This is a genomic window from Sphingomonas sp. FG14, assembly GCF_057809675.1.
Window position 1 is genome coordinate 453,861 of sequence record NZ_JBMDKK010000001.1, and the last position, 17,387, is coordinate 471,247.

Genomic DNA, 17,387 nt, shown 5'->3' on the forward strand with positions numbered 1-17,387 from the left:
CGCGCGATCGATGCATGCTTCGAATGCACGGACGCATGGCTCGGCTCGGAAGTGAGTTTGCTGGACTATCGAGCTGACAAACGCCAGAAGCCCCGGCTTCGCAGCGAAGGGAGAAGGCGATGAGTGTCGCGTTTCGTCGGGAAAGCGACGAGGAGCACAAGGAACCGCGGTTCGAACTGCCGATACCGCCCGGTCCCAATCTCGTCACTGTGCGTGGACTGGCGATGACACGGGCGAAGGTGGAGGTGCTTGAGGCCGAGGTCGCGGGCGAAACCGATGAAGCGCGTCGGGAATCGATCCGGCGAGACCTGCGTTACTGGCACACCAGGCTGGCAACGGCGGAACTGGCGCCGGTGCCGACGCTCGATGAAGTCGCCTTTGGCACGCGCGTGACCTTCCGACTGAGTGGCACGGAGCGTGTGCTCGACATCGTCGGCGACGACGAGGCGGAGCCCGCCGCCGGCCGCATCTCCTTTTCGGCGCCGCTGGCGCGAGCGTTGATCGGCGGCTTTGAGGGCGAGCAGGTCGACTTCGGCGGAAAGGCCGAAGCGATCGAGATCCTTTGCATCGCGGCGATCCCGGAGGATACCGGCCGCTGATATCTAAGCTTGTCGCCGGCGTGGCTTTCTTCACTGGCGATGATCCGGCGGTTTGGGCATGGACGCGCCCTGATTCCGCCGCTGCCATTCCGATGTGACCTATTTATGCCGTTCAAAGTCTTCAGGCCGCTGCTCGCGGGCGGCAATTTCAACGACCGGCTGTTCGCATGCGTCGGCGCGCTGATGGGCATCGGCCTGACGGGGCTGGTCTGCACCTGGCTCGGCGCGGGCGACCAGGCTTTGCCGCTTCTCGTCGCGCCGATCGGGGCGTCGGCGGTGCTGCTGTTCGCGGTGCCGGCGAGCCCGCTGGCCCAGCCCTGGTCGGTCGTCGGCGGCAATATCGTGTCCGCGCTTGTGGGCATCACGGTCGCTTGGTTGATTCCCGACCGCGTTATCGCCGCGGGCCTCGCGGTTTCGCTGGCGATCCTGGCGATGTCGCTGCTGCGTTGCCTGCATCCGCCTGGTGGCGCCGCCGCGTTGACCGCGGTGATCGGTGGCCCGGCGGTCGCCGCGGCCGGCTATGGCTTCGCATTCATGCCGGTCGGGCTCAATTCGGCGCTACTGGTCGGGCTCGGCTGGCTGTTCCACCGGTTCTCGGGACACAGCTATCCGCATCGGCCGGTTCCCGTTGCATCCGCACCCGCTCCGGTGAGCGTCGCGCCTGGTTTGTCGATCGAGGATATCGATCTGGCGCTGGAGGAATTGGGCGAAACCTTCGATGTCAGTCGCGAGGATCTCGACGTCCTGTTTCGCAAGGCGGAAGCCAATGCGGCTGCGCGTCTCGCACGCGACGGGCCGGGCGACTATGTGATCTGATCGCCGGTCGGGCGGGGAAGGGGGCGGCTGAGGATATAGGCAGCGCACCCCGCAAGAATTGCCGCAACGAACACCCCCAGCCCGGCCGATGGCCGCGAGCACAAATAGAAGATCGCATAGCCGATCGTGATCCCGGTGCAGGCCGCGATCTTGGCGCGCAGCGGGATCGCACCCTCCGCGCGCCATGCGCGAAGCGATGGGCCGAAACGCGGATGATCGAGCAGCCAGGCTTCGAAGCGTGGCGAGGATCGCGCGAAACAGGATGCGGCGAGGATCAGGAAGATCGTTGTCGGCATCAGCGGCAGCAAGGCGCCGATGATCCCCAACCCGACGCAGAAAAAGCCGAGCGCGAGCCACATCATCCGCAGCTTTTGCACCGGTGGCGCGGATGGATCGGGATCGTCTGTGCGGATGTTCGAGCCCTCGATAAGCGACCTTGCCGCATCGTTAGTTGAGTCGCGAACCATTCGCAACAAAGCGCCGGCGCTTGTGTCGAAGATCTCGCAGACCTATCTGGCGGGAACGGGGCCACGACCCCTCCCATCATGGGCAGCAACGACCGGGACGGCCCGGCCCTTTGAAAGGAGGGCCGTAATGGCCTGGTTTATTCTTCTTCTGGCAGGCTTGCTCGAGATCGTCTGGGCTTATTCCATGAAGCTCTCGGAGGGGTTCAGCCGTCCGGGGCCTGCCGCCGTCACCATTGTCGCGATGATCGCCAGTTTCGGATTGCTGTCGATGGCGATGCGTACGTTGCCGCTGGGCACCGCCTATACGGTGTGGACCGGGATCGGCGCGCTCGGCGCGTTCGTGCTGGGCATCGTGCTGCTCGGCGAACAGGCTGGCGCCGGCCGCATTTTCGCGGCGGCGCTGATCGTTACCGGCCTTGTCGTGATGAAACTCTCCACGCCATCGGCGTAAGTTGGGCACGTTCCCATTGCGGCTCCCGCGATTGCGGCATAGCAATGCATCTTTCCGATTTTGAAAAATGAGGGGGAATTATGCGTGGCGCTCGACTGATTCACGGATTGATCGCAATTGCCTGTATGGCCGGTCTGCCGGCGGCCGCGTCCGCCCAGTCGAAACCAAGCGGCCTCAAGGCCCGGGCGATCTCGGGCGTAGAGGCGCGCGCCAAGCTGGCGCAGGTGGTCAATGACTCGGTTTTCAGCTTCGCGGAACTCGGCCTGCACGAAACCGAAACCAGCCGCTACCTGACCGACCTGCTCGAAAAGGAGGGCTTCACCGTCGAGCGCGGCGTTTCCGGTCTTCCCACTGGCTGGGTCGCACGCTGGACGCACGGCAGCGGCGGTCCGGTGATCGCGGTCGGCAGCGATATCGACGGGATTCCCAAGGCGTCGCAAAAGCCCGGCATTCCTTGGCATGATCCGATGGTTCCCGGCGGCCCCGGCCATGGTGAGGGCCACAATAGCGGCCAGGCCGTCAACATCGTCGCCGCCCTCGCGGTCAAGGAATTGATGCAGAAAGAGAATATCGCGGGAACGCTGGTGCTTTGGCCCGGCGTTGCCGAGGAACTGCTGGCGGGCAAGGCTTATTTCGTGCGCGACGGCGTCTTCAAGAACGTCGATGCCGTGCTGTTCACCCATGTCAGCAACAATCTCGGTACCGCCTATGGCCAGCCGGGCGGCACCGGGCTGGTCTCTGTCGAATATACTTTTTCGGGCGAAAGCGCGCACTCCGCCGGAGCGCCCTGGCGCGGCAAGTCCGCGCTCGACGGCGTGATGCTGATGGGCACAGGCTGGGATTTCCGCCGCGAACATCTCCGCCCCGAACAGCGCTCGCACTATGTGATCACCGATGGCGGCGACCAGCCCAATGTCGTGCCACAGCGTGCATCGATCTGGTTCTATTTCCGCGAGATCGGTTTCGACGGGATCAAGAAGAATTTCGAGATCGGCAACACCATCGCGGAAGCCGCCGCAAAGATGACCGATACCACGGTCACGCGGCGGATACTGGGAACCGCCGCGCCGCGCCATTTCAACAAGCCGATGGCCGAGGCCGCCTATGCCAACATCAAGATGGTGGGACTGCCGCAATGGAGCGCCGACGACCAGGCGTTCGCCAAGGCGGTCCAGACCAACCTCAAGGCAGAGAAGGTGGAGGGGCTGGCGACGAAGATCGAGGAATTGAAGCCGCCCGTCGAGAATCCGCCGAGCGGGGGATCGGACGATATCGGCGACGTCGCCTGGACGGTGCCGACGATCACGATCGGCTATCCCTCGAACATTCCCGGTCTTCCGGGGCATAACTGGTCCAATGCCATCGCGATGGCGACGCCGATCGCACACAAGGGCGTGGTCGCCGGCGCGAAGGTGATGGCGATGACCATGATCGACCTGCTGACGAAGCCGGAACTGCTCAAGGCGTCCAAAGCCTATTTCACCGACGTCCAGACCAAGAACCAGAAATATGTGCCGATGATCAGCGCGACCGACAAGCCGGCACTCGAACTCAACGCGGACATCATGGCCCGCTTCAAACCCGAACTCAGCAAATATTATTATCAGCCCGAACGTTACGGTACCTATCTTGAGCAGCTTGGCATAAAGTGGCCGACGCTGACCAAGGCTGACGTGGCGAAAAGCGCGGGCGACGGAGGGCAGTAAGGGACCGGGTCGGAGTGTGCCGGGGGCGTCCGGCGCACTTCGGCGACAAATGGGGGTGGAATGGCAAGCATCGCGGTTGATGCCGTGCGGGAACCGACGCGCAAGGAGATCCGGCTGGTCATCGCCGCCTCCACGCTCGGCACGGTGTTCGAATGGTATGATTTCTTTATCTACGGCACGCTTGCCGCGATCATCGGTCGCACCTTCTTTCCCACCGGCAATCCGACGATCGAACTGATCCTGTCGCTGCTCGGCTTCGCGATCGGTTTCGGCTTCCGGCCGCTGGGCGCGATCCTCTTCGGTTATCTGGGCGATCGGCTCGGCCGAAAATACACCTTCCTCGTCACCATCACCATGATGGGCCTGGCGACCGCCGCGATCGGATTCGTGCCATCGGCCGCCAGCATCGGCCTGGCGGCCCCCGTCATCCTGCTCGCCCTGCGCATTCTGCAGGGGCTGGCGCTGGGCGGGGAATATGGCGGCGCCGCGATCTATGTCGCTGAACATGCGCCGCCCGGCAAACGCGGCTTCTTCACAAGTTTCATCCAGGCGAGCGTTTCGGGCGGCTTCGCGCTCAGTCTGGCCGTGGTGCTGGGAACCCAGGCCGTCGTCGGCCCTGAGAACTGGGAAGCATGGGGCTGGCGGATTCCCTTCATCGTTTCGCTGTTGCTGCTGGGTATTTCGCTGTGGATGCGGCTCAAGCTCTCGGAAAGCCCGGTTTTTCAGGCGATGAAGGCGGCCGGGCAGGTTTCGAGCAACCCGCTGAAGGAAAGTTTCACCCATCCCGGTAATGCGAAGCGCATCCTGGTCGCGCTGTTCGGCCTTGCCGCGGGCGTCACCGTCATCTGGTACACCGCGCTGTTCCAGGTGCTTTATTTCGTTCAGAACGCGATGAAGGTCGATGATCGCACCGCGCAGATCATCGTCGGCATCGGCGCGATGTCGGGGCTTTTCTGGTTCATATTGTTCGGCTGGCTGTCGGACAGGATCGGCCGCAGGAAACCGATCATCATCGGTTATGTCCTGACCTTGCTGCTGCTTTTTCCACTCTTCAAGCTGATCGGCGGGGCCGCCAATCCGCAAATGGCGCAGGCGTCGGGCGCCGCGTCGGTCGTCGTCGCCGGCCGGGATTGCGCCTATGATCCCTTCGCGAAGGTGCAGGCGGACGAATGCGGCAAGTTGCTCGATCATCTCTCGCGCAAGGGCGTGCATTATTCGACGGTCGATGCGCCGGCGATCGGGGTCAGCATCGGTGGCTCGGCGGTCGCCGATACCAGCCCCACGGGGCTTGACGCGGCGTTGAGCGCGGCGGGCTACAGTTTCGAGAAGGTGCGTCCATCGCACGGCAATATGGCGTTGATGGTGCTCGGCATTCTCGTGCTGTCGGCTTTGTCCGGACTGACATTCGGCCCGATGGCCGCATGCATGGCGGAGTTTTTCCCCGCGCGGATCCGTTACAGTTCGATGTCAATCCCCTATCACATCGGAACTGGATATTTCGGCGGTTTCCTGCCGGTGATCAGCCAGTATATCGTGGCACGGACGGGCGATCCCTATTCCGGGCTCTGGTACACCTTTTCGGTGACGCTGGTGGCGCTCGTCGTCGCGATATTATGGTTGCCGGAGACGACGCGCTTGAACCTCGACAATGCAGGGCGGGACGACTGATGTCTGTGCCGACAATCGAGATATCCTCCCCATTGCGCATCCGCCTGGACGGCGATGCGCTGGTCGGCAATTGGCGTTGGCTGGACGCCCGCAGCGGTTCGGCGGCGTGTGGTGCGGCGTTGAAGGCGAACGGATATGGGCTGGGCGCGCGAGAAGTTGCGACGCGGCTCGCCGATGCGGGGTGCCGCGACTTCTTCGTCGCGACCTGGGCGGAAGCGCAGGCATTGCTGCCGGTGATCGACGGCGCGGCGCTTTCGGTTCTTCACGGTGTACGCGCCGACGACATGGCTTTTGCCGTCGGATCGCGCGCACGACCGGTGCTCAATACGTCCGAACAGGTGCGCCGCTGGCGCGAGGCCGGTGGTGGCCCATGCGACGTGATGGTCGATACGGGCATGAACCGATTGGGCGTGTCGGTGACCGATGTGGCTGATGGATTGCTCGACGGACTGGAGATCGAGACGCTGATGACGCATCTCGCCAGCGCGGACGAGGATCTGCCGGTGAACGGTCTTCAGCGCGACGCCCTGACGGGTCTGCGCGGCAAGACCAGCGCCCGGCGCCTCAGCGTCGCGAACAGCGCGGGCATCTGCCTGGGCGATAGCTATGCTCTTGATCTGACTCGTCCCGGCATCGCGCTTTATGGCGGCGTTCCACGCATGGAGGCGGCAGGCGATATCCGCCAGGTGGTCGCGATCGAAACCCAGATCCTGCAGCGCCGTCGCGTCGCGGCTGGCGATATGGTGGGATATAATGGCACGTTCCGGGCGACGCGCGCGATGGAGCTGGCGATCCTAAATCTCGGCTATGCCGACGGTTATCTGCGATGCTTCTCCGGTACCGGCTATGCGCTGGCGGGTGGGCATGAATTGCCGGTGATCGGGCGCGTATCAATGGATCTGACCGCGATCTGCATCGACACCTGTTCGGATCTGCATGAAGGCGACTGGGTCGAGATCGGCTACGACCTGCCCGATGCCGCGATGCGGTCCGGCCTGTCGCAATATGAACTGCTGACCGGACTGGGGCAGCGTTATGCGCGCGTCTGGTCCTAGCTTGACGCGCTAGAGTGATTTCGAGGCAGGTGGAAACACCTGCCGACCCGGAAATCACGGCAACAAACGAATATTCGGAGTCCATCCGGTTCGATCCGAACCGGATGGACTCTAGCCGATCCGGTTCAGCGTTCGACGCACATGGCGATGCCCATGCCGCCGCCGATGCACAGGGTCGCCAGGCCCTTCTGCGCATCGCGGCGTTCCATCTCGTAGAGCAGGGTGGTCAGCACGCGTGCGCCCGATGCACCGATCGGATGGCCGATCGCGATAGCGCCGCCATTGACGTTGACCTTGTCGGGATCGAGCCCCAGTTCCTTGCCGACTGCCAGCGCCTGGGCGGCGAAGGCTTCATTGGCCTCGATCAGGTCGAGGTCGCCGACGTTCCAGCCCGCCTTTTCCAAGGCCCTCTTCGTGGCGGGGACCGGACCCAGCCCCATCACCGCGGGATCGACACCGGCAGACGCCCAGCTTGCGATCCGCGCCAGGATCTTCACGCCGCGCTTCTCGGCTTCCTCGCGCGTCATCAGCACGATCGCCGCCGCACCGTCGTTGATGCCGCTGGCATTGGCGGCGGTCACTGAACCGTCCTTCTTGAAGGCGGGCTTGAGGCTGGCCATCGCTTCGATGGTCGCGCCATCGCGAATATATTCGTCGCGCTCGACAACGGTGTCGCCCTTTCGCCCTTTGACCGTCACCGGCGCGATTTCGTCGGCGAAGCGGCCGGCGGCCCGCGCCGCCGACGCGAGCGTCTGCGAGCGGACGGCGAACGCATCCTGCTGCTCGCGCGTCACCTGGCATTGCTCGGCGACATTCTCGGCGGTGATGCCCATATGATAATTGTTGAACGCGTCGGTCAGCCCGTCGGTGATCATGGTATCGACCAATGATACCGTGCCCATCTTCTGCCCGGCGCGCAGCGCCTGGGCATGGGTGGAAAGTGACATGCTTTCCTGTCCGCCCGCGACGACGATGCTCGCATCGCCATTGGCGATCGCCTGAGCGCCGAGCGCGACCGCGCGCAATCCCGATCCACAGACCTGATTGACGCCCCAGGCCGGCACTTCCTTGGGAATGCCCGCCGCCATCGATGCCTGACGCGCCGGGTTCTGGCCCTGCGCGGCGGTCAGTACCTGGCCCATGATGACTTCGGAGACGTCGGCGGCATCGACGCCGGACTGCGCCAGGGCGGCCTCGATCGCGATCCGGCCCAGTTCATGTGCCGGCACCGATCCGAATGCGCCCAGGAAGCTGCCCACGGGCGTGCGCTTGGCCGCGGTGATCACGATATCGGTCATTGGAAATCTCCGGTGGAAGAGGTTTCCGGCAATCTATCAATGATTGTGCAGGTGCGAAAGCCAGGCGGCGAGCGGCTGCCAAAGCTGGGCTTTGGCGCGGCTGCCCACGACCATGCCGACATGGCCGGCGCTCAATTCGAGTCGTTCGGCAAGGCCGGTCGATGACGCCGCGGGCACGATGCGGTCGCTCAGCGAAACCAGATCCAGCAGCGGACATGAAAGACTGGCGGGGTCGATTGCTTTTCCGCCCACGTGCCAGCGGCCGTTGCCGGGCAGGTCCATGCCGAACAAATCCTCGAACGCTTCGCGTCCGGCCTCGAGCGTCAGCGGCGCGCCGGCATTGGCCCAGTCCTCCAGCGCCACGAATGCGCGCGCCTCCGCCGACTCCGGATCGAGCATGCCAAAGCGCTCATATTTGCCAACGGTGCGGCCTGGATCGAGCTTCCAGAAGGCGGTCTGAAGGATCTCCATCGGCAGGTAGCCGAGCGCCGCGCAGGTCGGTTTCGCGCCTTCCCACAGTGACGTCATGTCGTTGCGCGCGCCCTGCGGAAAACCGGAAAAATGCCAGGGCGCGGCGATCAGCGCGAGGCCGGCAACCGGGCGCAGCGAAGCCGCCGCCACCGCCATGGTGCCACCCAGGCAATAGCCGACCAGTGCCGCATCTTCGCCCAAGGCATCGAGCAGCGGCAGCAGCAGCGTTTCGACATGGCTGGCGATGCCCATCCCGCTTTCCCCGGGTAGAGGCGCGCCCCAGTCGAGCAGCAGCGGCCGGATTCCCTGGCTGGCCACCCAGCGGATCAGCGAATTGTCCGGCGCCAGATCGAGTACAAAGGGGGGATTTATGAGTGAAGGCACGAAGACGGCCGGGCGGCCGCTGCCGCCATAATCGCGCAGACAGGCCCGGCCGATCCGGGCGGCAACAGGCATGGGCGGGCCGCGATCGGCGCGGCGGGCATGCTGATAGGCCTTCAAGCCCCGGATCGCCGCCGCCGCGCGATCGGGCGATGCTGCGGTTTCGCTGCGCAGCAACTCGAGGAACAAGGGCAGGGGGCGCGGCCCGTGTTGCGGTGCGGCATCAAATGGTGCAGGGTGAGCCATTGTCTTGCGGGGGATGCTCCAGACCATGAAGAAGAACGCAGCCGCCGACGGCATCGTCATCATCAAGAAATACGCCAATCGTCGGCTCTATAATACCGACACGTCCAGCTATATCACGCTTGAACATCTCGCGGCGATGGTTCGCGAGAATCGCGAATTCAAGGTGCTGGACGCCAAGACCGAAGAAGACATCACGCACAGCGTCCTGACCCAGATCATCATGGAAGAGGAACAGCGCGGTCAGGCGATGCTGCCCGTCAACTTCCTCCGCCAGCTCATCTCGATGTATGGCGATTCGATGCAAGCGGTAGTGCCGGGCTATCTCGAAGCCTCGATGGAGGCTTTTCGCCGCAACCAGGAACAGTTCCGCACGGCTGTGGAAGGCGCGTTCGGCGCGGGGCCCTTCGCGGAAATGGCAAAGCGCAACATGGCGATGTTCGACGCGGCGGCCAGTGCATTCAAGCCCGGCGCCGCGAAACCCGTCGAAGTGGCGGGCAAGGACGATGAGATCGACGCGTTGAAGGCGGAACTGGCCAGCCTGAAGGACAAGATCGAGAAGCTCGGCAAATAGCCGATGTCCGGCTGTTCAAGCCGGCCGAATTCGTGATGAAGGACGGCGGGGTTGTGAAGCCACTTCGCCGGGCCGCAGGCGGATTCGGAACCCGCACCCACCGTCGCTCATTCTGCTCCGGTAACGACGGAGCTTGATATGGCGGCACGCGCATATTGGCAGGGGCAGATCCGGCTCGCGCTGGTTTCGATCCCGGTCGAGATCTATCCGGCGACCAAATCGACCGCGGCGGTCGCGTTCCATCAGATTCACGAGCCTTCGGGCAAGCGCATCAAATATGAAAAGGTCGTGCCCGGTATCGGCCCGGTCGATGCCGACGAGATCATGAAGGGGTTCGAGATCGCCAAGGGCGATTATGTCCTGCTCGAACAGGATGAAATCGACGCGGTGAAGCTCGAAAGCCGCAAGACGCTGGAGCTTGTCCAGTTTGTCGAGGCCAGCGAGATCGACGTGCTCTATTTCGAAAAGCCCTATTTCGTGGTGCCGGCCGACGATCTGGCTGAGGAAGCCTATGTGGTGCTGCGGGAGGCGCTGAAGCGCACCAGGAAAGTGGGACTGGGTCAGCTCGCGATGCGCGGGCGCGAATATGTGGTCAGCCTGAAGCCGTGCGGGCGCGGCATGGTGCTGGAAACATTGCGCTATGCCGAGGAAGTCAACAAGGCGCAGGGCTATTTCCGCGATATCGGCGATGCGAAGGCCGATCCCGAACTGCTCGATCTGGCCGAAACGCTGATCGAGAAGAAAAGCGCGGCCTTCGATCCGAAGAAGTTCACCGACCATTATACCGATGCGGTACGCGCACTGGTCGAACGCAAGCGCAAGGCTAAGGGCCGCAAGATCACAGCGGAGCCGGAGGAGGCGCGCCCGAGCGGATCCAATGTCGTCGATCTGATGGCCGCGCTCAAGAAATCGCTCGAACGACCGGGTGCGAAGGCGCCCGCGAGAAAGCCTTCGGCGAAGAAGGCGGCGTCCAGGAAAGCACCGGCGCGCAAGCGAGCGACGGCGTAACGCGCGAAGGAGTGGTTGAATTGTCCTGCGCAGCCGATCCACTTGCCGCCTATAATGCCAAGCGCGACTTCGCGAAAACGGCGGAGCCGGCGGGCAGGAAGGGAAGAGCGCGGGGAAACGGCTTCATGGTGCAGAAGCATGATGCCACCCGTCTGCACTGGGATTTCCGGCTGGAACTGGACGGCGTGCTGAAGAGCTGGGCGGTCACGCGTGGGCCGAGCCTCGATCCCGATGACAAAAGGCTGGCGGTCCGCACCGAGGATCACCCGCTCAGCTACGCCAGCTTCGAAGGAACGATCCCCAAGGGCGAATATGGCGGTGGCACCGTCATGTTGTGGGATCGGGGTACATGGACGCCCGCACCCGGCAAGGATCCACGCAAGACGCTTGAACAAGGGCATCTGCATTTCACGCTCGATGGCGAGCGAATGAAGGGCGAATGGCTGCTGATCCGCCTCAAGCCGCGCCCCGGCGAGAAACGCGAGAACTGGCTGCTCCGCAAGCTGGATGATGCCCATGCCGGCGGCAGCGACGATCTGGTTACGCATGCGCTGACGAGCGTGGCGACGGGACGCTCGATGGCGGAGATCGCGTGCGGCGCGAAACCCGTTTCGCTGAAAGGTAAGCGGGGCAGGGCCTTCGACGCGGCGATGAAGAAGGCGGAAAAGGTCACCCGGGCTTCCACGTCATCTCCTCGGGATCCGGGGAAGCTGCCCGCTTTTCGTGCGGTGCAGAAAGCGACGCTCGTCGATCATGCGCCAACCGGCAATGGCTGGTTCCACGAGATGAAATATGACGGCTATCGCTGCCTGCTGGCGATCGGCGGCGGTAAAGTGAGGATCCATACGCGCACCGGCCTGGACTGGACCGACAGGTTTTCGGGGATCGCTGAGGCGGCGCAGGCGCTGGATCTGCCGCCGGCGCTGATCGACGGCGAAATCGTGATGCTGGGCAAGCGGGGAAAACCCGATTTCTCGGCGTTGCAGGCGGCGCTTCGCGAAGATCGGCAGGGATTTACGTTCTTCGCCTTCGATCTGTTGTCGCTTCAGGGCCGGGATCTGACGAAAACGCCCAATATCGCGCGTAAGGAGAAGCTGGCCGCGCTGCTGGCTGATGCGGCTCCCCCGATCATCTACGCTGAACATGTGCTGGGATCGGGCGAGCGCCTGTTCGACGCGATGTGCAAGGCGGGGCAGGAGGGCATCATCTCCAAAAAGGCTGATGCGCCTTATCGCGCCGGTCGTACCAGGGCGTGGCTCAAGGTGAAGTGCACGCGGCGGCAGGAGTTTGTGATCCTTGGCTGGCTACCGTCCAGCGCTGGCGGACGGAGCCTGAGATCGCTCTATCTTGGCACGCGCGAGGATGGGGAGCTCCGCTATGCCGGGAAGGTCGGGACCGGATTCAACGCTGGCAATTCGGGTGACCTGATGGCTCGCCTTGCCCGGATCGAACGTAAGTCCCCCGCCGTGGGTATTCCGCGCGCGGTCGCGCGTGGCGGCCATTGGGTGACGCCGAAACTGGTCGCCGAGGTCGCCTTCGCCGAATTCACCGCCGACAAAGCGGTGCGTCATGCGAGTTTCCTGGGATTACGCGAAGACAAGGAGGGCAGGCAGGTGTCGCTGGAGGAACCAGGCAGGCTGGATGACGAGGAACCCGTCAGGATCACCAATCGCGACCGCCTGATCTTTCCCGAGGCGAAGGTCACCAAGGGCGATCTCGCCGATTATTACGAGGCGATTGGCCCGGTCATGGCACCTTGGGCGCTCGGCCGGCCGATCAGCCTTGTCCGCTGCCCGCAGGGGCGTGCGAAGAAGTGCTTTTTCCAGAAGCATGATGCCGGCAGTTTCGGAGAGGCTGTGCGCCATCTCGACATCCGCGAGAGGGATGGTGGCGTCGAACCCTATCTCTATGTGGATACGATCGATGGACTGCTCGCTTGTGTCCAGATGGGCACGATCGAATTCCATGGCTGGGGGGCTTCGGTTCCCGACATCGAAAAACCCGACCGGCTGATCTTCGATCTCGATCCCGACCCAGCGGTGGGTTTCGATGATGTGAAGGAGGCCGCCAATGATATTCGCGGTACGCTGGAAGAGATCGGGCTAGCGAGTTTCGCGATGCTTTCGGGTGGCAAGGGCGTCCATGTGGTGGTTCCGCTGACGCCGAAGGCGGAATGGTCGGAGGTCAAGGATTTCGCGCAGCGTTTCGCGCTTTCGCTGGCCCAGGCGGAACCTGAACGCTTCATCGCCACCATGTCCAAAGCCAAGCGCAAGGGCCTGATCTTTGTCGACTGGCTGCGCAACCAGCGTGGGGCAACGGCGATTCTGCCCTATTCGGCGCGCGCTCGCACTGGGGCACCGGTTGCTGTGCCTTTGAGCTGGGCCGAACTGAAGAAGGTGGAAAGCGCCGGGCTCTATTCGGTCAAGGATGTGAAGGGGCTGCTTAAACGGGCCGGGTCGGCTGCGCTGCAAGGATGGGGAGAGGCGGCGCAAGTGTTGCCGGATCTCTGATCTCAAGCCTTTCCTCTTCATGGGGTGGGGGACCAGTACCAAAAGAAAAGCCGGGGTGTCGAGCCCCGGGCTTTTCTCACCCGCCCCGAAGCCCTTCCTCAAAAGGAAGGGACTTTGGTATCACTTAGGCTTCACGAACTTCAGCGTCATGCGGTCACTCTCGCCGATCGCGGCATATTTGGCCTTGTCGACTTCACCGTTGCGGTAGGTGGGGGGCAGCGTCCAGACGCCCTTTTCCCAGTCCGCCGTGTCCTTGGGATTGGCGTTGATCTCGCTTTCGCCGGCCAGCTTGAAGCCCGCCTTTTCGGCAAGCGCCACCACCGTCGAGCGTTTCAGATAGCCACTGGTCTTCTCCAGCGCGGAATCACGGCTTTCGGGAAGCCGATGATCGACGATGCCCAGGACGCCGCCGGGCTTCAGCGTTTTGAAGAAGCTGGCGAAGATATCATCCGCAGCGGTGCCGCCGCGCATGATGAAATTATGGACGTTGCGGAAGGTCAGGATCGCATCGGCGCTGCCCGGCGCGACATCGTCGATCGGCAGGCCGGTCCATTTCACCTTGCCATAGGTCGCGGCATCGGTGCCGAGCTTTTCCGCCAGCGTATCGCGGCCCTTGCCGGGGGCCTGCGCCAGGACAAGTGAGCCCTTGGCCTTCAGGTAGGGCGCCAGGATCTCGGTATACCAACCGCCGCCGGGCTGGACCTCTATCACCGTATCGCCCGGCTTGACGCCAAAAAAGGCAAGAGTTTCCGCCGGATGGCGATATTGATCGCGGGCGCGGTTGGCATCGGTCCGTGTCGGCGCCGCGACGGCCGCCGTCAGCGCCGGGGAGGGAGCGATCATGTGGCCGGCATGGCCTTGATGCTGGGCAGCGGCGGGGGCGCCGATTCCGATCAGTAGCGCGGAAAACATCAGGGTCTTTCGCATCTCGATTCCTCTCCTATCTGGGTGCGGCGAACATTGGCGACGGCGAAAGGGACTGGCAAGTGCAACTCTGGACGATGGCTGGGGCATCCGCCGCGCTTGCCGCATTTTCAAGCTTTGCCGACTGGAAGCGCCAGCGCCGATCCGATCCGGATCGGGTCGGCTTCATGCCCTGGACTTCGCTCTCTCTGATCGGGGTGGTGGCGACCATGATCTTCATCGCGCTGGCGCTCAAGACGCCCGCGTGACGCGCGATCGTCATGTGACCGCAACCAAATTGACTTCGATGCGCAAGGTGCACGTCACCACCGCCGGATAGCGGCGGCCCCGAAAAGGATTCCGATCCGCGAATCCAGTTAGGGGCCCGTCCATGAAATTCCATCCCGTCGCCCACCGTAGCGGCGTGCTCGCTATAACCTTGCTGTCGACGACGGCGCTTGTCGCCACGGGCGCGTACGCTGAGACGCTGCGTGGGGGCGTCGTCGATGCCAGCGGCACGCGCGCTTTGCAGGGCACGGAGATCACGATTGTCGAGCTTGGCCGGACCGCAGAGGCGGCCGCCGATGGCAGCTTTCGCTTCCCCGATGTTCCGGCAGGAAGCTACACGGTCATCGCGCGCTATGCTGGCGCGGACGAGGCGGTTGAGAAGGTGACCGTCGTTGAAGGCGCACCCGCGACGGTTTCGTTCAGCATGGGGACGGCGGGCAGCGACATTCTGGTGATCGGCCAACAGGCGAACCTGTCGAGTTCGCTGTCGCGCCAGCGTGCGGCGGATGGCGTCGAAAGCGTTCTCACGCGCGACGGAATCGGCCAGTTTCCCGATCAGAATGTCGCGGAATCGCTCCGTCGCCTGCCCGGCGTCAACATCCTCAACGATCAGGGCGAGGGGCGTTTCGTCTCGGTTCGCGGTCTTGATCCTGAACTCAACGCCGCATCCGTCAACGGCGTGCGCCTGCCGGCGCCCGAATCCGATGTCCGCTCGGTCGCGCTCGACGTGATCTCGAGCGACCTGATCGAATCGATCGAGGTCAAGAAATCGCTGACGCCGGACATGGACGCCGATACGATCGGTGCATCGATCGAGATCAACACGACCAGCGCCTTCGACCGCAAGAAGAACCTTTTCAAGGTAAGCGTCGAGGGCAGCTATAATGATCTGATCAACGAATTCTCGCCCAAGGGCAGTCTCGATTTTTCGGCCAAGCTCGGTGAGAATGTCGGCGTCGCGGGCGGTGTTTCCTATTATCGGCGCAAATTCGCGACCGACAATATGGAGATGGACGGCTGGGACGAGGATGACGGCATCGTCTATGCCGACACGGTCGAATATCGCGACTATGACGTCACGCGCGAACGGATCAGCGCGTCGCTGGGCTTCGATTTCCGCGTTGGGGAGACCACCAAGCTCTATGCGCGCGGCCTCTACAGCCAGTTCGACGACCAGGAATATCGCCGTCGGCTGATCTTCGAGATGGACGAGGCGCCGAGCAGCGGCACCGCGAGCAGCGCGACCTTCCGCTCGGACGATGGCGAGATCAGCGTCCAGCGCGATCTGAAGGATCGGTTCGAGTCGCAGAAGATTCGTTCCCTTTCGCTCGGCGGTGAGACCGTGACCGGTCCCTGGAAGATCAGCTATTCCGGAAGCTACGCCAAATCGACCGAACGTGAGAACGGGTCGATCGATCCGGTGGTGTTCGAACAGAAGTTCGAGGATCCGGGCCAGCTTGGCGTCGTGTTCGATTACAGCAAGGCCAATTATACCGGATATAATGTCACGGCCGGTCAGGCGGATTTCCTGAACGCCGGCAAATATGAATTCGACAAGGTCGAGCGCACCACGCTCAGCGACTCGCAGGATCGGGAATGGGCGCTGCGCGCCGATGTGTCGCGCGCCTTCGCGATGGAGGGTGGCGAATTCACGGTGCAGGCCGGCGCGAAGGCGCGCTGGCGCAAGAAGTCGTACAACGCTCAGATCGATGTCTATGACGGTTATGACGGTGATCTGACGCTCGCCGATGTGCTGGGCAAACAGGATTACGGGCTTGCGCTTATCGATCCCGTGCCGGCGAAGGGCACGTTCCGGCCGATCTTCAAGAGCAAGATGGGCGATTTCGAGCTGGATCCGATCGACACCGCAACCGGCTCGTCGGAATCGGACTATAGCGTCGACGAAGATGTGACCGCCGCGTATCTGCTCGGTCGTTGGGACAGTGCGACGCTGCGGGTCGTCGGCGGTGTTCGCATGGAGCGGACGAAGAACGACATCAGCGGCAACATCGTCACGATCATTCCTGAAGAGGAGGACGATGACGGAAATGTCACGCAGGAGGAAGATGTCGTCGTCACGCCGCAGTCCTTCAAGCGCAGCTATACCGACTGGCTGGCGAGCCTGACGATCCGTTACGAACCGGTGCGCAATCTTGTCCTGCGCGCGGCCGGATACAAGAATCTGGTCCGCCCCAAATTGTCCAAGCTCGCGCCGCGCGCGGTGATCGAGGATAATGAGGGTGAATTCGGCAATCCTAACCTAAAGCCCTATCGTGCCTGGAACGCCGACCTTTCGATCGAATATTATTTCGGGAAGAGCAGCGCTATCTCGGCTGGCTTTTTCTACAAGGATATCAAGGACTATATCGTCGATCAGACGATCCAGGATGTGGTGTATAACGGCATCACGCTGGATGAAGGCACCACATCGATCAACGGCGACAGCGCCAAGATCAAGGGTTTCGAGTTCAGCTACAGCCAGGCGTTCGGCTTCCTGCCGTCACCGTTCGATGGCCTGCTGGCGCAGTTCAACTACACCTATACCGATGCGAAGGGCACCGTGTTCACCGATGGTGACATCACCGATCCGCGGCGCATTCGCCTTCCGGCTTCGGCCAAGCACACGTTCAACGCTGTGCTCGGTTACGAAAAGGGACCGCTCAGCCTGCGCGTGGCTGGCACCTATCGCGACAAATATCTGGATGAAGTGGGCGGCAAGGCTGACGAAGACCGCTATGTCGCCAAGCATTTCCAGCTCGACCTGAGCGCGAAATATCGGATCACCAACAATGTTCGCCTGTTCGCGGAATGGGTGAATGTCGCCAACGAGCCCTATTTCGCCTATCAGAATTTCGGCGGGTCGCGGCGCCTGCTCCAATATGAGGAGTATAGCTGGACCGCGAAATTCGGCGTGACGGCGAACTTCTGATGCAAGGAACGATCGCGCGA

Annotated in this window: 15 protein-coding genes; 11 read left to right on the top strand and 4 right to left on the bottom strand. The window is 63.0% G+C overall.

What is annotated here, in order from left to right:
* The first annotated feature begins 119 nt into the window (after window positions 1–119).
* Together ACODTA_RS02120 and ACODTA_RS02125 are read left to right on the top strand one after the other, a co-directional pair.
* Complete coding sequence (locus tag ACODTA_RS02120; RefSeq protein ID WP_489064158.1) at window positions 120–599, top strand: GreA/GreB family elongation factor; 480 nt, start codon at window positions 120–122, stop codon at window positions 597–599.
* A gap of 105 nt (window positions 600–704) precedes the next feature.
* Window positions 705–1,415, top strand: a complete 711-nt coding sequence (locus tag ACODTA_RS02125) for an HPP family protein (protein WP_489064159.1) — start codon at window positions 705–707, stop codon at window positions 1,413–1,415.
* On the opposite strand, the gene ACODTA_RS02130 is transcribed toward ACODTA_RS02125, so the two are convergent.
* Window positions 1,403–1,777 carry a YbaN family protein gene (locus ACODTA_RS02130; RefSeq protein WP_489065376.1) on the bottom strand — a complete coding sequence of 125 codons (375 nt, stop codon included), beginning with the start codon at window positions 1,775–1,777 and terminating at the stop codon, window positions 1,403–1,405. The genes ACODTA_RS02125 and ACODTA_RS02130 overlap by 13 nt on opposite strands.
* 232 nt (window positions 1,778–2,009) lie before the next feature.
* On the opposite strand from ACODTA_RS02130, the gene ACODTA_RS02135 reads away from it, so the two are divergent.
* The 4 genes from ACODTA_RS02135 to ACODTA_RS02150 all read left to right on the top strand — a co-directional run bounded on the left by ACODTA_RS02135 (window position 2,010) and on the right by ACODTA_RS02150 (window position 6,762).
* Window positions 2,010–2,333, top strand: coding sequence for a DMT family transporter (locus tag ACODTA_RS02135; protein WP_489064160.1), 324 nt, complete (start codon window positions 2,010–2,012; stop codon window positions 2,331–2,333).
* A 125-nt stretch (window positions 2,334–2,458) separates the two neighbouring features.
* Window positions 2,459–4,039, top strand: a complete 1,581-nt coding sequence (locus ACODTA_RS02140) for an amidohydrolase (protein WP_489064161.1) — start codon at window positions 2,459–2,461, stop codon at window positions 4,037–4,039.
* 60 nt (window positions 4,040–4,099) lie between these two features.
* Window positions 4,100–5,707 (top strand): MFS transporter, encoded by a 1,608-nt coding sequence (locus ACODTA_RS02145; protein WP_489064162.1) that lies wholly within the window; start codon window positions 4,100–4,102, stop codon window positions 5,705–5,707.
* The gene (locus ACODTA_RS02150; RefSeq protein WP_489064163.1) at window positions 5,707–6,762 is read left to right on the top strand and encodes an alanine racemase; all 1,056 of its coding nucleotides are present in this window, start codon (window positions 5,707–5,709) and stop codon (window positions 6,760–6,762) included. Before ACODTA_RS02145 ends, ACODTA_RS02150 begins: the two co-directional genes overlap by 1 nt.
* A gap of 125 nt (window positions 6,763–6,887) precedes the next feature.
* Here the strand turns inward: ACODTA_RS02150 and ACODTA_RS02155 are convergent, their stop codons facing one another.
* Window positions 6,888–8,060: an acetyl-CoA C-acetyltransferase gene (locus tag ACODTA_RS02155; protein WP_489064164.1), complete on the bottom strand. Its 1,173-nt coding sequence runs from the start codon at window positions 8,058–8,060 to the stop codon at window positions 6,888–6,890.
* A 36-nt stretch (window positions 8,061–8,096) separates the two neighbouring features.
* Complete coding sequence (locus ACODTA_RS02160; protein ID WP_489065377.1) at window positions 8,097–9,107, bottom strand: alpha/beta hydrolase; 1,011 nt, start codon at window positions 9,105–9,107, stop codon at window positions 8,097–8,099.
* Between the two features lie 76 nt (window positions 9,108–9,183).
* Here ACODTA_RS02160 and phaR point away from each other — a divergent pair, with 76 nt between their 5' ends.
* From phaR to ligD, 3 genes are all read left to right on the top strand, one after another.
* The gene (gene phaR / locus ACODTA_RS02165) at window positions 9,184–9,729 is read left to right on the top strand and encodes a polyhydroxyalkanoate synthesis repressor PhaR (RefSeq protein WP_489064165.1); all 546 of its coding nucleotides are present in this window, start codon (window positions 9,184–9,186) and stop codon (window positions 9,727–9,729) included.
* Between the two features lie 138 nt (window positions 9,730–9,867).
* Window positions 9,868–10,737 carry a non-homologous end joining protein Ku gene (gene ku / locus ACODTA_RS02170; protein ID WP_489064166.1) on the top strand — a complete coding sequence of 290 codons (870 nt, stop codon included), beginning with the start codon at window positions 9,868–9,870 and terminating at the stop codon, window positions 10,735–10,737.
* 11 nt (window positions 10,738–10,748) lie between these two features.
* Entirely contained in the window at window positions 10,749–13,247 is a 2,499-nt protein-coding gene (gene ligD / locus ACODTA_RS02175) for a DNA ligase D (RefSeq protein ID WP_489064167.1), read from the top strand.
* A 120-nt stretch (window positions 13,248–13,367) separates the two neighbouring features.
* On the opposite strand, the gene ACODTA_RS02180 is transcribed toward ligD, so the two are convergent.
* Window positions 13,368–14,174, bottom strand: a complete 807-nt coding sequence (locus ACODTA_RS02180; protein WP_489064168.1) for a class I SAM-dependent methyltransferase — start codon at window positions 14,172–14,174, stop codon at window positions 13,368–13,370.
* Between the two features lie 59 nt (window positions 14,175–14,233).
* Here ACODTA_RS02180 and ACODTA_RS02185 point away from each other — a divergent pair, with 59 nt between their 5' ends.
* Together ACODTA_RS02185 and ACODTA_RS02190 are read left to right on the top strand one after the other, a co-directional pair.
* A complete protein-coding gene (locus ACODTA_RS02185; protein WP_489064169.1) occupies window positions 14,234–14,419 on the top strand; it encodes a hypothetical protein in 186 nt (61 codons plus the stop codon).
* A gap of 122 nt (window positions 14,420–14,541) precedes the next feature.
* Entirely contained in the window at window positions 14,542–17,367 is a 2,826-nt protein-coding gene (locus ACODTA_RS02190) for a TonB-dependent receptor (RefSeq protein ID WP_489064170.1), read from the top strand.
* The last annotated feature ends 20 nt before the right edge of the window (window positions 17,368–17,387 follow it).